This window comes from Pannonibacter indicus, assembly GCF_001418225.1.
Lineage (GTDB): Bacteria > Pseudomonadota > Alphaproteobacteria > Rhizobiales > Stappiaceae > Pannonibacter > Pannonibacter indicus.
The window spans coordinates 15,133-36,448 of the sequence record NZ_LIPT01000014.1 but is presented as its reverse complement, the minus strand read 5'-3'; the positions used below and the strand labels follow the sequence as shown (position 1 = coordinate 36,448).

The following is a 21,316-nucleotide window of genomic DNA, read 5'->3' as shown; positions in this document are numbered from 1 at the left end:
GGGGCGCAATGCCTTGCCTCCCCGGCAGGTCCCCGCAGAAGGCGGGGACGGCGCTGGGGATGGGTTCAAGCCGCCACGTTTGCCGCCTGCGCGTGGAAGCAGGCGGAAAGATGGGCGGTCTGGCCTTTGGCCGGGACAAGCTCCGGCTTCTGCGCCCGGCAGATGCCGGTTGCAAAGGCACAGCGCGGGGCGAAGGAGCAGGAGACCGGTTTCGTTTCCAGCGCGGGCGGGGAGCCGGGAATGGCGTCAAGCCGCTGGCCCTTGACCACATCATGCAGGTTTGCCGCCAGAAGGCCGCGCGTGTAGGGATGCTGCGGGTTGCGGATGATCTCGCGCGCCGGGCCCATCTCCACGATATTGCCCGCATACATGACCGCGATCCGGTCCGACACCTCAATGGCAACGCCGATGTCATGGGTGACGAAAATGACGCCCATGCCGAATTCCTTCTGCAATTCGCGCAGCAGCAGCAGGATCTGGATCTGCACGGTGGCATCAAGGGCGGTGGTCGGCTCGTCGGCCAGCAGCAGCTTCGGGCGGCAGGCGAGGGCGAGGGCGATCATGGCGCGCTGACGCATGCCGCCGGACATTTCATGCGGATAGTTCTTCAGCCGACGCTCGGGCGAGGGGATGCGCACGCGGGTGAGCATGTCGAGCGCCACATCCATGGCGGCCAGCTTGCTCACGCCCTTGTGGCGCATCACGGTTTCGGCGATTTGGTCGCCGATGGTGAAGACCGGATCGAGCGCCAGCGCCGGTTCCTGGAACACCATGGAGACTTCGCTGCCCCGGAAGGCGGAAAGGGCGGCGCCCTGCAGCTTCATCACGTCGGTGCCATTCACCCGCACGCTGCCTTCGATGTCCGTGCGGCGCGGCGGCAGCAGGCGCAGCAGCGTTTTGAGCGTCACGCTCTTGCCGGAGCCGGACTCGCCCAGCAGCCCGAGGGTTTCGCCCTGCTGCAAGGTCAGGCTGACGCCGTTGATGGCATGAACCGTGCGCTCGCCCTTGAAGCGGACGGTGAGATTGTCGAATTCCATCAGGGGGGCGGCGGAGGTCATTGTGCCAGTCACTGTGCTCGTCATTCTGCGGCCTCCTTCACGGCAAGGCTGTGGCCGGAGGCGGGCTCCAGCATGTGGCAGGCCGCCATGTGTTCCTCGGCACCGGGGAGGGCGGCAAGCGCAGGTTTGGACGCAGCGCAGACGCCTTCGGCAAAGCGGCAGCGGGTGTGAAAGCGGCAGCCGGTGGGCGGGTTGACCGGGTTGGGCGGATCGCCTGCGAGCGGAGGTTCCTGCGTGCGGTTGTCCGGGTCCATGGAGGGCATGGCGGCAAAGAGCGAGGCTGTGTAGGGGTGGGCCTGCTGCTCGTAGATGCTCTCTGCAGGGCCGATTTCCACCACTTCGCCCAGATACATCACCATCACCCGGTCGGAAATGTAGCGCACCACATTCAGATCATGAGAAATGAAAACATAGGTGAGGCCCAGCTCTGCCTTGAGATCGTTAAGCAGGTTCAGCACCTGCGCTTCTACAGACTTGTCTAGGGCAGAGACGGCTTCATCCAGGATGACGAGGCGCGGGGCCATGGCCAGCGCCCGGGCGATGTTGATGCGCTGGCGCTGGCCGCCGGACAGTTCATGCGGGTAGCGGTGGGCGAAGCGGGCCGGGTCAAGGCCCACTTTTTCCATCAGCTTGCGGGCTCTGCCTTCCGGATCGTCCATGCCATGCAGCTTCGGGCCGAAGGCGATGGAGTCGAGGATGGTCAGGCGCGGGTTGAGCGAGGCGTAGCTGTCCTGAAACACCATCTGTACGCCGCGCCGCAGGTCCTTCAGCGCCAGATCCGTGCCCAGCGCTTCGCCATCGAAGATGATCTCCCCGGCATCATGCGGGATGAGGCCGATCAGCAGGCGGGCGGTGGTGGACTTGCCGCAGCCGGATTCGCCGACGATGCCGAGCGTCTCACCCTTTTTCACATGGAATGAAACGTTATCCACCGCATGCACCGTGCCGGTGCGCCGGTTGAGAAGGCCGGAGCGGATGGGGAAGTGCTTCGTCAGGTTCTGCGCCATCAGCAGGGGCTGGGCCGGGCCGCCCCTGTCTTCGGTCTGCGCAAGAGTTTCTGCGTTCAAGGCGTTGGTGGCTGTCATTTGCGTGTTCCTCAGTCCTTGACGTTCATGGCGCTGCGCAGGCCGTCGCTGAGCAGGTTGAGGCAGAGAGAGGTGGCAAAGATCATCAGGCCGGGCAGGGCGGCGACATAGGGGTTCACGTAGATCGCCGTGCGCAGGGTGTTCAGCATCAGGCCCCATTCCGGCTCGGGCGGGCGCACGCCGATACCGAGGAAGGAGAGGCCTGCGGCAAGGATCATGCACACGCTGGTGAGGCTGGTGGCATAGACGAAGATCGGGCCGATGACGTTGCTGATCACATGGGCGCGGATGATTGTGAGCGCCCCGCCGCCGCTCGCCCTTGCCGCATCGATATAGTCGAGCGAGCGCACGCTGGCGGTGGCGCTTTCGGCAACGCGGGCGATGGGCGGAATGAAGACGATGGTGAGCGACACCAGGCTGTTGACGATGCCCGCGCCCAGCGCGCTGGAAATGGCGATGGCCAGCAGCACGGAGGGAAACGCGAAGAACACGTCCACGGTGCGCATGATCACCGTGTTGAGCCAGCCGCCCGCATAGCCGGCGATGATGCCCAGCGCCGAGCCGATGAAGAAGGCGAAGACGACCGGCATCAGCCCGACAAACAGGGTGAGGCGGCCGCCGTAGATCAGCCGGGCCAGCATGTCGCGGCCCTGCTCGTCGGTGCCGAGCGGATGACCGTCGAAGCCTATCGGCTTGAGGCGCCGGATCATGCTGGCCTTGTACGGGTCGGCAAGGCCGAGGTAAGGGGCGAATATGGCCGCCAGGATGAGCGCCGCCAGAATGACGAGGCAGATCACGGCCAGCCGGTCGCGCAGGAAACGGCGGGCGACGCCGGACCAGTAGCCGGGGGCGGATTGCACAACAGGTGCGGTGATTGCGGCAGGGCTTGCTGCGGGGCTTGTCACGCTCATGGCTCAGGCCCTCTTGATGCGCGGGTCGATGGCGGCCTGTGCCACGTCGACGAGGAGGTTCATGGTGACGAAGAACATGGCGAGCACCAGGATCGTGCCCTGCAGCAGCGGCAGATCGCGCTGGAAGATGGCGTTGGACAAGAGGAATCCGGAACCGGGCCAGTTGAACACGGTCTCGATCAGGATCGAGCCGCCGAGCAGATAGCCGAGCTGCAGGCCCATGACAGACAGCCCGGTGGGGGCGGCATTCCACAGCACGTGGCGCAGCACCTCGTGGTGGCGCATGCCCTTGGCATAGAGTGCCTGCACGAAATCCATGGTGAGAATGTCGCCCACCAGCGCCCGCACCGTGCGGGCCACCAGCCCGATGGGCACCACCGCAAGCGTGACCGAGGGCAGGATCAGATACCTGAAGTGCTCAAGGTCCCAGACCCAAACGCCCGAACCGCCCGGCCCTGCGCCCATGGCCGGAAGCCAGCCGAGCTGGACGGAGAAAATGATCACCAGCACGATGCCGAGCCAGTAATTGGGCACGGAGACGCCGGTGATGGCAACGCCCGTCACCAGACGGTCAAAGGCGGTGCCGCGCCAGTATCCGGCAAGGAAGCCCAGCGTCAGGCCGATGGGAAAGGCAATCAGGCTGGCCATGAAGGCGAGCAGCATGGAGTTCTTGACCGCGCCGAACACTTCCTGCGCCACCGGACGGCCCGTGGCGATGGACTTGCCGAGATCGCCGGTCACGACCTTGCCGACCCAGATGCCGTATTGCACGGGCAGGGGCTTGTCGAGCCCGTAGGCTGAGCGCATGGCCGCCTGCTGTTCCTGTGTCGCATCCACCGGCATGATCGCCGTCAGCGGGTCGCCGGGGGCGATATGCACCAGGAGGAAGCAGATCAGGCTGACGCCGAAGGCGACCGGCAGCACATAGATCAGACGGCGCAGAAGATAGGTGAACATGGGCGGGGGCTGCTCTTCTCGGGAAACCGGTGTCTTTTGCGCCCCGGCTCTTGCGGCCGGGATCGTGGGCTATGTTCGGGAGAGCCTGCCCGGCGGGGGCCTCTCCGCCGGGCAGGGAGCCTCATTCCATCGTGATGGAGGAGAAGTTCAGGTACCAGTTCTGCGGCTGGACGAAGCCTTTCACCCTGCCTGTCATGGCGCGCGGGGCAACGTCATGGGTGACCATCAGGAACAGGGCGTCATCGACGAATTTCTCGTGGGTCTTGCGGATCACCTCATCCTGCTTTTCCGGGTCGAAGGTGGTCTTGATCTGCTTGAACAGGTCTTCCATCTCCGGGTCGCAGTAGTGGCCCCAGTTGGTGCCGTTCGGCGCCACGAGGTCACAGCTCAGGTGCCGCAGGAAGCCGGTGAAGGGATCCTGGATGAAATAGGTGAAGTTGATCGAATGGGAGCCCTCGACGCTCGGGTCCTTGGCGCCGGCGCGCCACAGGTTGATCATCTGATTCCACTCCACCACCATAAATTCCACCTCGATGCCCACTTCCGCAAGGCTCTGCTGGATGTATTCGTTCATGGGCAGGGGCAGCATCTGGCCGGAGCCGGAGGGCGAGATCAGTGCTTTCACCTTCAGCGGCTTGTCCGGGCCATAGCCGGCTTCTGCCAGCAGGCGCTTGGCCTCTTCCGGGTCATACTTCACGTCGAAGGTGGGATTGCCGAACCACTGGTTGGACGGCGGCACGAAGCCTTTGGCCGGGATCATCAGCCCGCCCAGAAGTTCGGACAGGCCGTCACGGTCGATGGCGAGGTTTGCAGCCTTGCGCACGCGGATATCATTCCACGGCGAGCCTTCCACGCGCGACAGGTGCCAGGTCCAGTTGTGCGGATAGGCGTTGGAGGTGATCGTCATGCCCTGCGCCTTGATGGCCGGGATCGTGTCGGGGGCGGGCGCCTCGATCCAGTCCACCTGACCTGAGAGCAGGGCCGCAGTGCGGGCATTCGGCTCGGGCAGGGGCACCAGCACCATCTTGTCGAGTTTCGGGATGCGGGCCTCATCCCAATAGCCGGTGTTGGGCACGAGTTCGGCACGCTCACGCGGGACGAAGCTGGCAAGCTTCCATGGTCCGGTGCCAGACGGCTCCTTGGCAACCTCTTCCCAGTTCTTGCCCTTGGCTTCCCAGTTGGCCTTGGAGCTCATGAAGATCCAGGCGAGCTGATAGGGCAGGGTCGCGTCAGGGGCCTTGGTGATGACTTCCAGCGTGTAATCATCGATGGCGCGGTAGGTGTCGACCGCGGGAATGCGCGATTTGCCCTGTGCGGCCTGACGCGGGTCATACTGTTCCGCATCGGTCTTCAGCAGCTTGTCGAGGTTCCACACCACGTCATGGGCAGTGAAGTCCGAGCCATCATGGAACTTCACGCCTTCTCGGATCTTGAAGGTCCACTTGGTGGTATCGGCCGGATCGGCGCTCCATTCGGTGGCAAGGCCCGGCGTCAGAACGGAAGGCTTGTCGGCGCTCGAAAGATCCCACTCGACCAGCGAGTTATAGACCGTGTAGCCGATGAAGCGCATGCCTTCGCCGCCCTGATCGACCTGACCGGTGGTGAGAGGGATATCCGACGCGGTCATGCCGATGCGCAGCGTGCCTGCTGCCAAAGCATGCATTGACGTGCCGGCAAGGGCGGCAAGCGAAAGGGCCGCAAGTGCTGCGCTTCGGAATGTCTTCAACGCCATCAATGTGTTCCTTCTCTGAGAGTTTTGATGTGTTTCTTATTGAACGACTTTTCAGAACTTGCGGGATGCGCGGTGTCTGGAAGTCATTTTAATTTTTGACTTGAAGGTCAGGTTTTCGTGCGCTACCAAATCATTCTGATCTGACCAGATGAGCGTATGAACAGCGCATTTTTGATGCAAGGCGAAGATTTAGGCAGGTATGACCGCTCTTTCACCAGATGACGCAGACGGCACACTGGCGCTGCCGGAGGATGATGCATCCGCCTCGGTTCCGGCGCGTGTGGCCCGGGCGATCCAGGCGATGATTGCCGATGAAGGGCTGGAGGAGGGTGATGCCCTGCCGTCCCAGCGCGATCTTGCCGGCATTCTGGGCGCATCGCGGCCTTCGGTGCGCGAGGCGATTTCCATGCTCGAAGCGCTGGGGCTGGTGCGTGTCGAGCAGAGGCGCGGGCTTTTTGTTGCGGGCGCATCCGGCCTGCAGCCGGCCGATCTGTGGTCGCACGGCAGAGGCTATTCGCTTGAAGAGACCTATCAATTCCGCATGGCGATGGAGCCGCAGGTGCTGCGCCTAGCCATGCCTGCGCTCACCGGTGATGTGAAATGGCGGCTGTGGCGCTCGGTCGAGGCGCTGATGGCGGCGGCCCGCACCGGCCGCAGTGTCGAGGTGGCGGCACAGGACACCCTGTTCCATGATCTGATCGTCGAGTCTTGCGGCAACCGCATCTTCCAGTCCATGCACCGGTTGATGGCGCGGGAGTTCCAGAGCAGCCAGTGGGTGCCCATGGTGCGTATGGAAAGCATGGTGGAAACCGCAGCCGAGCATCTGGCCATTATGGAAGCGGTGGACCGGCTGGACGGGGATGCCGCCTGCCGCGCCATGGCTGCCCACATTCAGGGCGCCGCCCGGCGCGCCGGAATAGACCTGACCTCGTGAGGAGGATGATTTCATGATCAATGATACGGCTGAATCTTTCATCGAGGTTCTGGAGACGCCGCTGGTGGCGGGCCAAGGCACGCTGAACGGCCTCACCTTTGCCGCCAAGGACAATTACGCCTTTGCGGGACGTGTGGCTGGTAACGGGAGCCCTGCCTGGAAGGCGAGCCATGCGCCGGACACGGTGACGGCACCATCGCTGCAAGCGGTGCTGGATGCCGGGGCGGGGCTCGCTGGCTTCACCAAAATGGATGAGCTTGCCTACAGCATGATCGGCAGCAATGCCCATACGGGCACGCCGCTGAACAGTGCCGCGCCGCTGCGGGTGCCGGGCGGCTCGTCGTCCGGTTCAGCCTCTGCGGTGGCCGCAGGCCTCGTGGACTTTGCCCTTGGCAGCGACACGGGCGGCTCGGTGCGCGTTCCTGCATCCTTCTGCGGGCTCTACGGCTTGCGTCCCGGCCATGGCCGCGTTGATGGCACGGGGCTGAAACCTCTTGCCCCCAGCTTCGATGTGCCGGGCTGGTTTGCCCGGGAGCTCGATCTGATGCTGCGGATCAGCGCCGTCTTCGGCATCAAGGCAGACAATGCGCCAGCCCCCGCGCGGCTGTGGATGCCGGAAACCATATGGGCGACGCTGGATGCCTCAATGCGCAGCGCGCTTGCGCCGGGTGTCGCCCGGGCTGAAAGCCTGCTGGGGCCTGCGCTCCCCCATGCCATCCCGCTTTACGGGGAGATCGACTGGTTCGAGACATTCCGGTTGCATCAGGCCTATGAAACCTGGGCTTCGCTGGGGGACTGGATCGAGGCAGAGCAACCGGACTTCGGCCCCGGCGTCGGCGAGCGGCTTGCCGCTGCCAAAGCCGTTTCGGAAGAAACCTTTGCCAAGGTTGCACAAGACCGGTCTGTCATCCGAGCCGCCATGGATGAGGCGCTTTCCGGCGGCGTGATCCTGCTGCTGCCAACGGCTCCCGGCCCGGCGCCCTTGCGTGATGCCAGCCAGTCCGATCTGGAGCTTTACCGCAGGGCCACCATGCCGGTCACCTGCATTGCCGGTCTCAGCGGCCTGCCGGAGCTGACAATTCCCGGCGCCACCGTGGACGGCGCGCCCGTCGGCCTGTCACTGGTGGCCGCAAGGGGCGGGGAGGAGATGATCCTCGACTTTGCCCGCCGCATGTCCGCCGCATAAGGAGGCTGGCATGAAGCCGCGCGTCGCGCTGATCAACCCCAACACCACCGTGGCGACGACGCTGGCCATGGTGCGGCTTGCGGCCGATGCCATGCCGGAGATCGAATTTCTGCCCGTGACCGTTGCCAAAGGCCCGCCGGTGATCACGGAACCAAAGGCGCTGGCGCAAGCGGCAGCGGATGTGGCGGCGCTGGCGGATCATCTGCCGGAGGGTATTTCCGGCGTCATCACGGCAGCCTTCGGCGATCCGGGGCTGGAGGAATTGCGTGCAGCGCTCGCCGTGCCCGTTACCGGCATTGCCGAAGCGGGCATGCTGGCAGCGGCTGAGGGCAGGCGGCGGTTCTGCGTGGTGACGACGACTCCGGAACTGGCCGCGCCGATCAAGGCGCGGGCAGAAGCCTATGGCCTTGAGGACAGCCTCACCTCCGTGCGGTTGACGGCGGGCGATGTGCATCAGGTGATGGCAGACCCGGAAAGGCTGGAAGCGGCTCTGGCAGAGGTCATCCGCTTCGCCATTTCGGAAGATGAGGCCGAGGCGATTGTCATCGGCGGCGGGCCGCTGGCTGTCGCGGCACGGGCTCTGGCGGGACAGTTTTCCGTGCCCATCATCGAGCCGGTGCCGGAAGCGGCGCGCCGGATCGCAAGGCTGATCCGGCGCAGCGGTGTGTGAATCAGACCTTGATGATGGCCTTGATCAGAGTGCCACGGTCCTCTGCCCAGAGCGGCAGGTTGGTCACGGCGTCCTCGAAACTTGTTTCATGGGTTGCCAGGGCATCCACCGGAACCTCGCCGCTGCGGATCTTGGCAATCACGTGCTCGAAGTCTTCCTTCAGTGCATTGCGGCTGGCGAAGAGCGTCGTCTCGCGCTTGTGGAACTCGGGATCGGCAAAGACCAGATCGCCCTTGACCACGGACAGCAGCACATAGGCGCCGCCATGGGCGACGTGGGCAAGACCTGCATTCATAGCCTTGATGTTGCCGGTGGCATCGAAGACCACGTCATAGGCGCCCGGGGTCTCCTCGCCGACCAATTCATAGCGGGCAGACGGGAGCGCCTTGCGGGCAAGATCCAGCCGCGACTGTGAGGTGTCGCGCAGGGTGACGTCTGCGCCTTCAATGGCGGCAAAGATCGCAGCGCCAAGGCCAATGGGGCCAGCGCCCACGATCAGCGCGCTCATGCCGCGCTTGACGCCGCCCCGGCGCACGCCATGGGCGCCGATGGCCAGAAACTCGACCATGGCCGCAGCCTTGGGTGACAGGCCTTCCGCCGGGTAGAGGTTCCCCTCCGGCACTACGATTTCCTCGCACATGCCGCCGTCCGTGTGGACGCCAAGCACCGCGATGGCCTCGCAGCAGTTGGGCTTACCGATGGTGCAGGCGTGGCACTTGCCGCAGGTGATGTAGGGGTTCACCACGACGAGATCGCCCTTGGCAATCCGGCCATCGGAAGAGGCTTCCTCTGCCGTGCCGGAAAGCTCGTGGCCCATGACGCGCGGATAGGCGAGGAAGGGCTGATGACCGCCATAGATGTGGTAATCCGTGCCGCAGATGCCGATATGGCCGATCTTCACCCGCACGTGGCCGGGCTTTGCCTCGGGTCGCGGACGCTGGGCTTGTTCGAACTTGCCAGGCTCGGCACACACAAGGGTCTTCATCAGGGACATGGGACAGTTTCCGGGTTTCTTGATCTGCGCGCTTGCATCGCTTACGGTTTTTTATTGAAAAAGATCCGTTTCCGTCAAACTGAATCCGGTTGATCCCGGTTGAAAACCAGAGGCCTGTCCGTGGCGCGCAACCGCAACCTCTTCAAACTGCGTGTGAATCTGATTCTGGACCGCTTGCAGCTGATGGCGCCCGGCGAACGGCTGGGCTCGGAAGCAGAACTGGCCGAGGCTCTCAGCGTGAGCCGGACCACCGTGCGCGCCGTGCTGGCGCATCTGGCTGACGCCGGGATTCTCGACTGGGACGGGCGCGAAAAGGTCCTGCGCCGCCTGCCGGAAGCGGCCGACTGGTTCGAGGAATCAGAAACCCTTTCCCATCAGGCGCATGTGGAGAGCCAGTTTCTCGATTGGGTGCTGCGCGGCGATCCGCGGCCCAACACGGTGCTGAGCGAGGCGGGGCTTGCCCGCCGCTTCGGGGTGAATGTGGCCTCCGTCCGCGAATTCCTGATCCGCTTCGAGCCCTTTGGCCTGATCGAAAAGCAACCGAACCGGCATTGGGTGCTGAAGGGCTTCACCCGTGGTTTTGCCGAGGAAATGTTCACCGTGCGCGAGATGTTCGAGCGCAAGGCGCTGGCCGGCATGATGAGCGTCTGCGGACCGGGCGGCGCGCGGGCAGGGGATTTGCAGGCGCTGTCGCTGGCGCATCAGGCTCTGGCGGCCGGGCCGGATGAGGGGCTTGATGCCTTTCCACAGCTTGATGCAGCCTTCCATCAGCTGCTCTGCGCCTCCTCCGGCAACCGCTTCATCATCGATTTCAGCCGCACCATCTCCATCATCGTGCACTTCCACTACCGCTGGAACAAGCGTGACGAACAGCACCGCAACCGCGCTGCAATTTCCGAGCACATGGCCATTATCGAGGCGGTTCAGGCCGGTGATGGAGAGCGGGCTGCGGCGGCGCTGGATGCCCATCTGGCCACCGCCCGGCGCACGCTGATGGCCTCGGTGATCTGGCCGGAAGACACCGGTCCGGCGTGAGCGTCCTTGCAGAAATCTCCGGTCAGCTTGTCTGACAAGGCTTGACAACCGGCACGCGCCGGTGAATTCATAGCGCCGAGTTTGGTCCAACCATAGGACCAAGTGCCAATGGAGGGGAGGCCATGGCGGGACTTTCAGCAGTCGAGGACATTCGCGAGGTTCTGCGCCGGGAGATCGTGGAGCGCATGCAGGTCGGGGATCTGCTGCCGAACGAGCGGGATCTGGCCGAACGCTTTGGCGTGGCGCGCAACACGGTGCGCGAGACCATGATCCATCTGGAAGCCTTCGGCCTCATCGAGAAGACGCGGCGCGGCGCAAAGGTGCGCAAGCCGGATTTCGATCCGATCTTCTCCGTCTTTGCCCAGCATTTCGACAATTCCGCCAAGACGCTGGAAGACGTGCTCAATTTCCGCCGCATCGTGGAAACCGGCGCAGCGCCTCTGGCCGCGATCGGCGTGACGGACAGCCATCTCGACCAGATGACCGAGGCGAACGAGCGCATGCGCCGGGCCATGACCGTTTCGGAAGCCGCGGGGCACGACTACGACTTTCACATGGCCATGGTGGAGGCGACGGGCAACACGGTGCTCATCCGCATGTACCGGGTGCTGTCGGTGCCGCTGCGCTTCTACATGGAGGTGGGCAAGTCCCGCTCGGCGCAGACGGTCGAGTCCCATGCCCAGCATCAGGCCATCATCGCCAAGCTGCGTGCCCGCGATGCCGCCGGGCTGACGGCCAGTCTCAACACCCATTTCGACTATTCGGGCGCCGTCTTCGCGGCCCTCGCAAAACAGGCGGGCGATCCCGTCTGAACTCATCCAAGTGGAGGATCTGCAATGAAATTGAAATCGCTTGCGCTTGCCGCGCTCATGGGCGTCGCGGCCATTCTGCCGGTGGCGGCGCAGGAAGTGGTCGTCAAGGTGGCCTATGAGAACAATCCAGGCGAGCCGGTCGACAAGGTGATGCACCGTTGGGCCGATCTCGTGAAGGAAGCTTCCGGCGGCAAGGTGGCGCTGGAGCTGTTCCCGTCTTCGCAGCTGGGGGCGAAGAAGGACGTGATCGAGCAGGCCATGCTGGGCGTGAACGTGGTGACCATTGCCGACGCCGGCTTCCTCACCGACTTCGATCCGGATCTGGGCATCCTGTTCGGGCCGTATCTCGCCGACAATCCGCAGCAGCTGCTGAAGATCTATGAGAGCGACTGGTTCAAGCAGAAGGATCAGGAGCTGCGCGCCAAGGGCATCCACATTGTCATCCCGAACTACCTCTATGGCACGCGCCAGCTGCTGGCGACGAAGAAGGTGGAAAAGCCGGAGGACCTGAAGGGCCTGAAGATCCGCGTTCCGAACAACCCGATGCAGATCAAGGCCATCGAGCTGATGGGCGCCACCCCGACGCCGATGCCGCTGGGCGAAGTCTATCCGGCCCTGACGCAGGGCGTGATCGACGGCGTGGAAAACCCGCTGCCGGTGCTCTATGGCCAGAAGCTGCATGAGCCGGCCAAGGAACTGTCCATGATCGGCTATCTCACCAACACGGCCCTGTGGCTGGGCGGTGAAGAGTTCTTCTCCCCCCTCGATCCGCAGGTTCTCGAAATGCTGCACAAGACCGGCTATGAGGCCGGCCTCTACAGCCAGGAGATCGCAGCCGAGGAAGAAGAGCGCATTCTCTCCGAGATGAAGGCGGCCGGCGTCAACGTCACCCAGCCGGATGTGGCAGCCTTCCGCGAGAAGACCATGCCCTTCTATACCCAGTTCCCGGAATGGACGCCTGGCCTCTATGACATGATCCAGGCAGAACTCGCCAAGTGATCCTTCCGGCCGGCCGCTTCCCGCAAGCGGCCGGTCCTTCTTCTTTGCGGAGACTGTCATGTCCCTCATTTTCCGTGCTGCCTCGGCCTTCGGGGCCGTATGCGTGGCCCTGCTCGTGCTGATGACCGTTGCAGCCGTCATCGCGCGCTATCTTATGGGAACGCCCCTTGCCTGGACCGAAGAGGTCTCGGGCATCCTGATGATCTGGATCGTCATGATCGGTGCCATCGCCTGCGAGGCGAACCGGCAGCATCTGACCATCGATCTTCTGGAAAATGCGCTGAAGGGCCTGCCGCGCCGTCTTATGGTGTTTGCGGTCAATCTGGCCTCCGTGGGGCTTCTTGCCTTCATGGCCTGGCAGGGCTGGGCGCTGGCAAAGGCCACGGCTTTCAAGAAGACGCAGATCCTTGGCATTTCGTGGTTCTGGCTGGATCTGGCCATAGTCATCGGCGCCGGCGGCACCGCGCTTGTCATGGCCTGGCGTCTCTACCGGCCTGATGCGGCGGCAAGCCCGCCCGCCGGTCCCGAGCACAAGGCCTGATCCCTCCCGCCCGCAGCCTTTCCTGACGGCCACATATTCGCGTTCAGAAAGACGTCCATGACCTGGTTCATCATCATTGCTCTCATGTTCGCGCTCTTTGCCCTGAACATGCGCATCTATCTCGCCATGTTCGCGGCTGTGGTCGCCTATTTCGTGTTCTTCTCCTCGGTGCCCCTGCAGATCTCCGTGCAGCGGATCATTGCGCCGACGCAGAACCCCTCGCTGCTGGCCATCCCCTTCTTCGTGCTGCTCGGCACGCTTCTGGGCACCACCGGCATTGCCGGGCGCCTGATGAAGCTGGCGGATCTGATGGTCGGGCGGCTCACCGGCGGCCTCGGCCACACCAACGTTATGCTCTCCACCCTGATGGGCGGGATCTCGGCCTCGAACCTTGCTGATGCCGCCATGATGTGCCGCATTCTGGTGCCGGAAATGCGCCGCCAGGGCTACAGCGCCGGTGCGGCGGCTGCCATCACCGCCTGCGGCTCGCTGATCACCCCGATCATTCCGCCCGGCATCGCGCTGATCATCTATGCGCTGGTGGCCGATGTCTCCATCGGCGCCATGTTCACCGCCGGCATCATTCCTGGCCTGCTTTGCGCCGTCCTGCTGATTACGGCCGTGTGGATCAACGCCCGCCGCAAGGGGCTGAAGCCGTCGCGTGAAAGCTGGCCCACAGCCGCCGAAACGAAGACAACGCTCATCGGTGCATGGCCCGCCATCTTCCTGGTGCTGGTCATCGTCGGCGGTATCCGCCTGTCGATCTTCACGCCGACGGAAGCCGGGGCCGTTGCGACGGTCTTCACCCTCGCCATCGGTTTCCTGATCTACCGGGAAATGAAGCTTTCGGATGTGGGCCGCGCCTTTGCCGAAACCGGCCGCCAGACCGCCTCGATCCTGCTGGTTATCATGACCTCGTCGGCCCTTGCCTGGATCTTCTCGGTGGAGCGGGCCGGTGTTGCCATGGCGGAAATCATCACCAGCCTGACGACCGACCCCTGGGTCTTCCTCATCGCCGTCAACGTTCTGCTGCTGGTGCTGGGCATGTTCATCGAGGGCACGGCGCTGATGATCATTCTCGTGCCGCTGCTCAAGCCCGTGGTCATGCAGCTCGGCATCGATCCGGTGCATTTCGGCATCGTCATGATCCTCAACCTCTCCATCGGCACGCTTACGCCGCCAGTGGGAACGGTGCTGCTGATGGTGTGCAACCTGACGGGCGCCAAACTGGTCGAGTTCCTGCGCGACGGCTGGATCTTCCTCGCCACGCTTCTGGTGGCGCTGCTGCTGGTCACCTTCGTGCCGGCCTTCTCGCTGGCACTGATCTGAACCGCCCGGAATGAAAACAAAGGCCGCCTGCGGGGAATGTCCCTCAGGCGGCCTTTTGGCATTTCAGGATGGCTAAGTGCTCAAACGTCAGGTCTTGCTGCCGTCGAGACGGTTGAGGTCGTTCAGATCATCCTCGTCTGTCCAGCTTTCATCCGGCTCCGGCTCATAGACCAGCTCGCTCTCCAGGACTTCCTCTGAGAGGACAAGCGGCTCATCCGGCTCCGGCGCGCCCGTGCTGCCGTCAGCTGTCTCGTCCCGCGCAACGTCAGCCTCTTGCCTCTCATCGTCTGACAGCACGGGCACCACTCCGCCGGAAGGATCCGCGCCGGTCTCAAGCTGGTTCTCGTCATCAGCCGTGGTGTCCGTCCCGGCCTCTTTCTCCGGCGGGGGCGCAGGCAAAAGCTCAAGCTCCGCTTCCGCTTCAAACCCGGCGTTATCGGCAGGGAAGGGCAGCTTGGCCTCCGCTTCCGCTGCAGGACCTGAATCCAGACCCTCCGGCCCGCCGCTGCCGGTTTCCGCTACCGTTTCACAGGCAGCTTCACTGACAGCTTCACTGGCAGCCATGGGCTCTGCGGGACTTTCCTCAGGTCTGTCTTCGCCATGGACTGCACCCGAAGCGCTCTCTGCTTCTCCGGCCAAGGCTGTCTCTGCCGGAGTTTTATTTGCCGGCTCATCATTTTCATCAGCCGGCAAAGGATCTTCGTCCGGCTGTGTACTTGCAGCCATAATGGCGCCCTTAGCGAGTGCCTTTGTGGCAGCTGCCCGGGCCATTGCGGCGGCTTTGCCGGCATCGGCGGCAGCCGTCAGCGCGGCCATGGCTGCCGTCTTGCTGGCTTTGGCTGCGTGAAGCGCTTCCTCGCTGGCCACCCAGTCGACGGAGGGCATGTCCACCTTGCGGTGGGTTTCGATGACGTGGCGCACCCAGTCGGGTGCCTGCCTTCCATTGGCGACGCTGGTCAGCACCTCGCGGGCCGCCTGCCGCTCGCCCAGCGCGGCAAGGGCTGCCCCCACGGCATTGCCCGCCTCGCGGAAGTCGGGAGCCTCGGTCCAGGCATCATCCGCCTGCCGGAGGGCCATCTTGATGTCACCGGCGCGGCGCGCCAGCGAGCTGAGCTTCACGCGGGCGGCATGATGCTGCGCATCGCGGCCAAGGGCAGCCTCAAAGGCGCGGCGGGCGCCGACCAGCTCCCCCTGGGCAGCCATCACGTCACCCAGCACCACAAGCGCTTCCACCGGTCCGGCGCCGCCCTGGGCAGCACGCTCGGCCAGTTCCCGCGCTTCATCGAAGCGGTGGCGCTTCAACAGAAGATTGGCAAGGCCAAGGAGAGCTGGCTGGTAATCCGGATCAAACCGGAGGGCATGGCGGTAATTGGCAATGGCGGCACCGGGGCGTGCATCCTGGGAGCCGGTTTCGGCCAGCAATGACAGCGCGGCCGCACTGTCCGGCAGCACTTCGACCAGCTTCGCCGCATGAATGGCCGCTTCGTCATAGGCGCCGCGGCGCAGAAGCAGTGTGGCGAGGCCATAAAGCGCGTTCTGGTCCTTGGGGTCGGTCTCCAGCACGGTACGGAAGGAGGCTTCGGCATTGACGAGGTCGCCGGTCATCAGCTGGCAGTTGCCAAGGCTGGCGCGCGCCCGCGTGTTGGCAGGTTCGGCAAAGACGATCTTGCGCAGATGCGTGGCCGCTTCCTCGAACTGGCCTTCGCGCAGCAGGCGGCGCGCCAGCCGGTGGGCGCTCTCGATGCTGCTGGCGCTGATCGGGCCAAGGCCAGTGGCGTCCCCTTGCGGGCCGGCGGAGGACGTGTTTGCAGGCACAGGCTCCCGTCCACCGGTATCACGGCCGGTGGCTGTTCCTTCCTTCTGCCGGGTGTCCTCCGCATCCGTCATGTCAGACGACCATTTCCGGAGCTTGACCGGTGCTGCCACCGTCTGGCTCCTGTTTGCTTGCCATTCCTGTTTCTGCCCCCTGACCCCCATGCGTTCCGCATCGAATCAAAAAGCATGAGCTGCCTTCAGTCTAAGCACTCACTCTGAGGCGGTCAAAAGGCGGAACGGGGCCAAGGCGTGCCTGTCCACCCGCATTTGTGATCCCTTGAGCGCCTGACTGCCTGTCATGGCGCGGCTTTTTCCTGTCCGGCATGAAAAAGACCACTGCTGCGCGCGTGAAATACAGCTTGCGCGAATTCTGTGGAGGAGCACGGCGGGTCATGCCGCAAAGCCTTTTCAGATGAACTGAAATTGTTTTAAGCGGGCGGCCTGCAAGCCGTAGAACCGCCTTCGGGGCCTTCTATGGCTGCATCACCGGCCGCCCCACGGATCTTCTCACGGATCCTCACAAGGACGCGCGGCCTGCGCCGGAAGGGCACGGAACATGAAACAGTCAGGCAGCAAAGAGCCCCGAGCCAAATCCGCAGCCAGGCCGGCACCGGCGCAGGCGCAGGCGGCTGGTCAGGTCAGCCTTTTCGACACGGTACCCGAGACCGGGCTCGACAATTTTCTGCCGCTGAAGATCATTTCGGCTGCAAGGCTGGTGGAACGCCGCCTCGTCAAGGCGCTGCAGAGCCAGCACAGCCTGGCCCTGGCCGAATGGCTGGTTCTGGCGGCGCTGATCGAGGCGGGCGAAGGCTCGGTGCGCGATCTTGGGGCGAAGACCGGGCTGGATGCGGTGGCCATCAGCCGTGCCGCCATGCGCCTCACCGACCGTAAGTTCCTGAAGAAGAGCGAAAACCGGCAGGACCGCCGCCTTGTGGTGCTGAAGCCCACCAAGGCCGGCCGCGACCTTGCCGATGAAATCGGCGCCCGTCTGGTGCCGCTGGAGGCGGAGATCATGAAAGGCCTCGGCACGCCGGACCGCATCCGCCTTGCCAGCCTTCTGGGCGCTCTGCAGGCCAGGGAAAACACCTGACGCCGCGCCGCTTGCGGCTGCCGTTTCAAGAGCCGGGACAGGGCAGGGCGCTGCCCTTCACAAAAGCTTTGCAAGGCACAAGATTCCGGTTCAAATCCACCCTCTGACCCGCTAGAAGCTGCTCATGACCCAGCACGACCGTCTTCTTATCATCGACTTCGGCTCCCAGGTGACGCAGCTCATCGCCCGGCGTCTGCGCGAGCTGAATGTCTATTGCGAAATCCACCCCTATCAGAACGTTACGGATGACTTTCTGGCGGCCTTCAAGCCGAAGGCGGTGATCTTCTCCGGCGGGCCGGATTCGGTCACCCGCGAGGGCTCGCCCCGTCCGCCGAAGTCGGTCTACACCCTCGGCGTGCCGGTCCTTGGCATCTGCTACGGCCAGCAGGTGATGATGCAGGATCTGGGCGGCCAGGTGGATGGCGGCAAGATTTCCGGCGGCGGTGGCACGGCAGAATTCGGCCGCGCCTATGTGACCCCGTCCGGTCAGAGCGATGCCTTCATCGCCGGATGGTTCGCCGAAGGGCGCGAGCAGGTGTGGATGAGCCACGGCGACCATGTCAGCCGCATCGCGCCGGGCTTCAAGGTCTATGGCACCTCGCCGAACGCGCCCTTTGCGATCACGGCCGATCCGGAGCGGCATTTCTATGCGGTGCAGTTCCACCCGGAAGTGCACCACACGCCGAATGGCCGGACGCTTTACGAGAATTTCGTGCGCCTTGCCGGCTTCAAGGGCGACTGGACCATGGGCGCCTACCGCGCCGAGGCCATTGCCAAGATCCGTGCGCAGGTGGGGGACAAGAAGGTCATCTGCGGCCTGTCCGGCGGCGTTGACAGCTCGGTGGCTGCCGTTCTCATCCACGAGGCAATTGGCGACCAGCTCACCTGCGTCTTCGTCGACCACGGCCTGCTGCGGCAGGGCGAGGCCGAAGAAGTCGTCACCATGTTCCGTGACAATTACAATATCCCGCTGATCCATGCGGATGAGCAGGAGCTGTTCCTGGGCGCGCTGGAAGGCGTGAGCGACCCTGAAGTGAAGCGCAAGACCATCGGCAAGCTGTTCATCGACGTGTTCCAGAAATACGCCAGTAGAATCGATGGCGCCGAGTTCCTGGCGCAAGGCACGCTCTATCCGGATGTGATCGAAAGCGTCAGCTTCTCCGGCGGCCCGTCGGTGACGATCAAGAGCCACCACAATGTGGGCGGCCTGCCGGAAAAGATGGGCCTGAAGCTGGTCGAGCCGCTGCGTGAGCTCTTCAAGGACGAAGTGCGCGCCCTCGGCCGCGAGCTTGGCCTGCCGGCGAAGTTCATCGGCCGCCATCCGTTCCCCGGCCCCGGCCTTGCCATCCGCTGCCCGGGCGAGATCACTCGCGCCAAGCTGGAGATCCTGCGCAAGGCGGATGCGGTCTATATCGACCAGATCCGCAAGCACGGTCTTTATGACGAGATCTGGCAGGCCTTCGTGGCCATCCTGCCGGTGCGCACCGTCGGCGTCATGGGCGATGGCCGCACCTACGACTACGCCTGCGCCCTGCGCGCGGTGACCTCCGTGGACGGGATGACGGCGGATTACTACCCCTTCACCCACGAATTCCTCGGCGAAACCGCGACCCGCATCATCAACGAGGTTGAAGGCATCAACCGCGTCACCTACGACATCACCTCCAAACCGCCCGGCACGATCGAGTGGGAGTGATCTGAAGCGGGTTGCCACTGGGTGCGGTTTCGTATCAGTTTGTTGAAGAGGCAGCATCAGGCTGTCTCGCAGAGACCTGAGCGACAACATGCGCCGTTCCCGGATTGAGGAGGAGGACTTCCGCATGGTCCGCCGGCAACAGGCCTTCCGTGTGGCGGCCGATGTTGTGGCGGGGGCCCTGTCGGAATTTGCCGAGGTCGAGGCCGTGGCGGTTATCGGGTCGGTGGCCCGGCCATTGTGGAAGGAAGTGCCGCAGTTCGGGGTCTTCCGGCGCAAGCAGATCATGATCTGGCATGAATGCGGCGATCTGGATCTTGCTGTGTGGGTGACCTCGTGTGAGCGGCTGGAGAAGATGCGGCAGGCCCGCGATCAGTCTCTTGCGGCCGCAGGGCGGAACCTTTTCCGCGAAGGGCTTGGTCCGCTTCCGCTGGCCGTCACCGGTCATCAGGCCGAGGTCTTCCTGTTCGAGCCGGAGACGGACCGGTATCTCGGGCGGCTCTGCAGTTTCAGTCAATGCCCGAAGGGCAAGCCCGATTGCGGGACGCCGGGCTGTGGCGCCATTCCCTTCAACAAGGTCGTTTCCGGTTTCGTGCAATGGCCCAATCTTCTGGAAACTGCAGCCTATGCCACGCTTTACCGCCGGGGGCAGGGTGTGCTGATGTCGGCGCTTGACCTGCCTGGGCCTGGTGCAGAAAAGCCAAAAGCCGGAGGACCGGGCGGCGGCTGATCCAGCCCCGCCCAATCACTCCTACCAAGCCTTCCGGTGCTGACGCATTATACCAAGGCTCTGAGATGCTTACGCATCACGCCTTGAAAATGCTCAGACGCCGCACGGGCTTGACCATGTGCCGGTCAATCAGGCTTTCAGGGATCTGCCCGGCAGCTTGCCGGATGCCGGCCGGAAACTGCGTCAGGTGCAGAGGCATCGGGCCTTGGCAGCATACTTGCCCCGCTACCCGGCAACCGAAGAAGCTTTCAGCTGCGCCGTTCCCCGGTGACGGGTATCAGTGCTGTACCGCCGCCATGCAAGGCAAAAGCGCAGGCATATGCGCACATCGTAAGACGCAGCCCGGCAGCGTGCTGGGGAAATAGAACAGTTTGTCTATCTGAAGGTGAGGCCTCCGGACGGCCCGGATGCCGGATTGGCGAGTGCCATTCCAGGCCGGAACGCTGTCTGTCTGCCAGTACCTCCGTGGTCAGCGCAGAAAAATGTTCCGGTCCTGAAGCCAGTTCGCCGAATGCGTCACAAGGCGCGCCCAGTCACCGGAGTTTGAGAGAACACAGCAAGGCTTTTGCATCGCAAAGCCATGTCAATCAAATCAGCAAAAGCAATATGCGTTGATATGGCATTAAGAGCAATGCCTTCACCATTTTTATTTGAATTGCGAAAGCAAAAGAATCCGGCATTAAAAATGGAAGCAGTCTGTGCCTATTGGGGTCAAAAAGTCTTTGGCCGCCGCGGTCTCAATAGGGCTCTCCGAAGCATAGGGAGGTGTGCCCCGGAGGGGTTTCCGCGTTCTTTTTACTCTTCCCGCTCCGGCCAGGTGGCCATGGCGGCTAGGACTTCTTCGCGGGTGGGCATGCTGGCCTCGTTGCCAAGGTGCTGGATGGCGTGGGCCGAGGCGGCGCGGGCGAAGCGGAAGTGCTCTTCCCAGCTGCCTTCCGGGTTCTGCAGATAGGCCGCCACATAGGCGCCGTGGAATGTGTCGCCGGCCCCGTTGGTGTCGACGACCTTCTCCTTCGGCACGGCGAGGGAGGGCATGTGCTGCACCGGGCCATCGCCCTCGTACCAGTAGAGTCCGCGGTGCCCGGCAGTGACGCCGCCCACGGGGCAGCCATGGGCGCGCAGATAGGCGAGGGTGCCGGGAATGTCGAGCTTCAGCTGTTCGCAGAACCGTTCCGAAACTATGGGCACGTCGATGAAATGCAAAAGTTCATCGGTGTTCTGCCGCACGGCACCGCCATCGAGCGAGGTGAGAATGCCCGCTTCACGGCAGGTCTTTGCATAGTGGAGCGCGGCATCGGGCATGTGCCCGTCCAGATGCAGCGCCTTGCAGCCATTGAGGTTCAGCGGCGGGAAGGGATGCAGGAAGTCATTGTCGCGGCAGCGAACGATGGCGCGCTTGCCGTCATGCGGCATGATGAAGGAGAGGGACGACTCGCGCACCTTGCGCCCATGCACGGAGATGCCGTAGCGCGCGGCCATGTCGAGGAACATCCGGGCGAGCCAGTCATCGGCAAGTGAACACAGAAGATCGGGAGCGGTCCCAAGTTTCGCGCAGCAGAAGGCGGCCGTGACCGCATTGCCGCCGAAGCTCACGGCATAGTCCTGCGCGATGGCTTTTTCGTCGCCGGTGGGGATCTGATCGGCCAGGAACGTGATGTCGATATAGGCCTGCCCGATGAAAAGTGCCTTCATAGTGTACGCCTCCTGGCAGTAATCCGCTGCGGCCGGCACATTCGGCCGCGTAT

19 protein-coding genes are annotated in these 21,316 nt (G+C 63.8%); 11 read left to right on the top strand and 8 right to left on the bottom strand.

Annotation, left to right across the window (positions count from 1 at the left end):
- Nucleotides 1–65: 65 nt before the first annotated feature.
- The 5 genes from ASC48_RS16170 to ASC48_RS16150 form a co-directional block, all read right to left on the bottom strand.
- The gene (locus tag ASC48_RS16170) at nt 66–1,082 is read right to left on the bottom strand and encodes an ABC transporter ATP-binding protein (protein WP_425270038.1); all 1,017 of its coding nucleotides are present in this window, start codon (nt 1,080–1,082) and stop codon (nt 66–68) included.
- Nucleotides 1,079–2,143 carry an ABC transporter ATP-binding protein gene (locus ASC48_RS16165; protein WP_055456758.1) on the bottom strand — a complete coding sequence of 355 codons (1,065 nt, stop codon included), beginning with the start codon at nt 2,141–2,143 and terminating at the stop codon, nt 1,079–1,081. Before ASC48_RS16165 ends, ASC48_RS16170 begins: the two co-directional genes overlap by 4 nt.
- An 11-nt stretch (nt 2,144–2,154) precedes the next feature.
- Nucleotides 2,155–3,054 carry an ABC transporter permease gene (locus ASC48_RS16160; RefSeq protein WP_055456757.1) on the bottom strand — a complete coding sequence of 300 codons (900 nt, stop codon included), beginning with the start codon at nt 3,052–3,054 and terminating at the stop codon, nt 2,155–2,157.
- A gap of 3 nt (nt 3,055–3,057) precedes the next feature.
- The gene (locus ASC48_RS16155) at nt 3,058–4,011 is read right to left on the bottom strand and encodes an ABC transporter permease (protein ID WP_055456756.1); all 954 of its coding nucleotides are present in this window, start codon (nt 4,009–4,011) and stop codon (nt 3,058–3,060) included.
- A 121-nt stretch (nt 4,012–4,132) separates the two neighbouring features.
- Complete coding sequence (locus tag ASC48_RS16150; RefSeq protein WP_055456755.1) at nt 4,133–5,743, bottom strand: ABC transporter substrate-binding protein; 1,611 nt, start codon at nt 5,741–5,743, stop codon at nt 4,133–4,135.
- A gap of 199 nt (nt 5,744–5,942) precedes the next feature.
- Between ASC48_RS16150 and ASC48_RS16145 the strand changes: the two genes are divergently transcribed.
- Genes ASC48_RS16145 through ASC48_RS16135 form a run of 3 tightly spaced genes read left to right on the top strand, consistent with a single transcriptional unit; the run spans nt 5,943 to nt 8,533 of the window.
- Nucleotides 5,943–6,677, top strand: coding sequence for a FadR/GntR family transcriptional regulator (locus tag ASC48_RS16145; RefSeq protein ID WP_055456754.1), 735 nt, complete (start codon nt 5,943–5,945; stop codon nt 6,675–6,677).
- 13 nt (nt 6,678–6,690) lie between these two features.
- Complete coding sequence (locus ASC48_RS16140; protein WP_055456753.1) at nt 6,691–7,863, top strand: amidase; 1,173 nt, start codon at nt 6,691–6,693, stop codon at nt 7,861–7,863.
- Nucleotides 7,864–7,873: 10 nt separating this feature from the next.
- Nucleotides 7,874–8,533, top strand: a complete 660-nt coding sequence (locus ASC48_RS16135) for an aspartate/glutamate racemase family protein (protein WP_055456752.1) — start codon at nt 7,874–7,876, stop codon at nt 8,531–8,533.
- 1 nt (nt 8,534) lies between these two features.
- On the opposite strand, the gene ASC48_RS16130 is transcribed toward ASC48_RS16135, so the two are convergent.
- A complete protein-coding gene (locus tag ASC48_RS16130; protein WP_208975779.1) occupies nt 8,535–9,518 on the bottom strand; it encodes a zinc-binding alcohol dehydrogenase family protein in 984 nt (327 codons plus the stop codon).
- 129 nt (nt 9,519–9,647) lie between these two features.
- Here ASC48_RS16130 and ASC48_RS16125 point away from each other — a divergent pair, with 129 nt between their 5' ends.
- From ASC48_RS16125 to ASC48_RS16105, 5 genes are all read left to right on the top strand, one after another.
- Nucleotides 9,648–10,562, top strand: coding sequence for a GntR family transcriptional regulator (locus tag ASC48_RS16125; protein WP_055456750.1), 915 nt, complete (start codon nt 9,648–9,650; stop codon nt 10,560–10,562).
- 122 nt (nt 10,563–10,684) lie between these two features.
- Nucleotides 10,685–11,374 (top strand): FadR/GntR family transcriptional regulator, encoded by a 690-nt coding sequence (locus ASC48_RS16120; protein WP_055456749.1) that lies wholly within the window; start codon nt 10,685–10,687, stop codon nt 11,372–11,374.
- Between the two features lie 24 nt (nt 11,375–11,398).
- Nucleotides 11,399–12,373, top strand: a complete 975-nt coding sequence (locus ASC48_RS16115; protein WP_055456748.1) for a C4-dicarboxylate TRAP transporter substrate-binding protein — start codon at nt 11,399–11,401, stop codon at nt 12,371–12,373.
- Nucleotides 12,374–12,431: 58 nt separating this feature from the next.
- Nucleotides 12,432–12,914: a TRAP transporter small permease gene (locus tag ASC48_RS16110; RefSeq protein ID WP_055456747.1), complete on the top strand. Its 483-nt coding sequence runs from the start codon at nt 12,432–12,434 to the stop codon at nt 12,912–12,914.
- 57 nt (nt 12,915–12,971) lie between these two features.
- A complete protein-coding gene (locus tag ASC48_RS16105; RefSeq protein ID WP_055456746.1) occupies nt 12,972–14,243 on the top strand; it encodes a TRAP transporter large permease in 1,272 nt (423 codons plus the stop codon).
- Nucleotides 14,244–14,330: 87 nt separating this feature from the next.
- Here the strand turns inward: ASC48_RS16105 and ASC48_RS16100 are convergent, their stop codons facing one another.
- On the bottom strand, nt 14,331–16,169 hold the full coding sequence (locus ASC48_RS16100; RefSeq protein ID WP_167345149.1) for a tetratricopeptide repeat protein: 1,839 nt from the start codon (nt 16,167–16,169) through the stop codon (nt 14,331–14,333).
- Nucleotides 16,170–16,614: 445 nt separating this feature from the next.
- On the opposite strand from ASC48_RS16100, the gene ASC48_RS16095 reads away from it, so the two are divergent.
- From ASC48_RS16095 to ASC48_RS16085, 3 genes are all read left to right on the top strand, one after another.
- On the top strand, nt 16,615–17,148 hold the full coding sequence (locus ASC48_RS16095; protein WP_055456744.1) for a MarR family winged helix-turn-helix transcriptional regulator: 534 nt from the start codon (nt 16,615–16,617) through the stop codon (nt 17,146–17,148).
- Between the two features lie 124 nt (nt 17,149–17,272).
- Nucleotides 17,273–18,844 (top strand): glutamine-hydrolyzing GMP synthase, encoded by a 1,572-nt coding sequence (guaA, locus tag ASC48_RS16090; RefSeq protein ID WP_055456743.1) that lies wholly within the window; start codon nt 17,273–17,275, stop codon nt 18,842–18,844.
- A gap of 88 nt (nt 18,845–18,932) precedes the next feature.
- On the top strand, nt 18,933–19,571 hold the full coding sequence (locus ASC48_RS16085; RefSeq protein WP_055456742.1) for a hypothetical protein: 639 nt from the start codon (nt 18,933–18,935) through the stop codon (nt 19,569–19,571).
- 795 nt (nt 19,572–20,366) lie between these two features.
- Here ASC48_RS16085 and ASC48_RS16080 read toward each other — a convergent pair.
- Nucleotides 20,367–21,263, bottom strand: coding sequence for a sugar kinase (locus ASC48_RS16080; protein ID WP_055456741.1), 897 nt, complete (start codon nt 21,261–21,263; stop codon nt 20,367–20,369).
- Between the last annotated feature and the right edge of the window lie 53 nt (nt 21,264–21,316).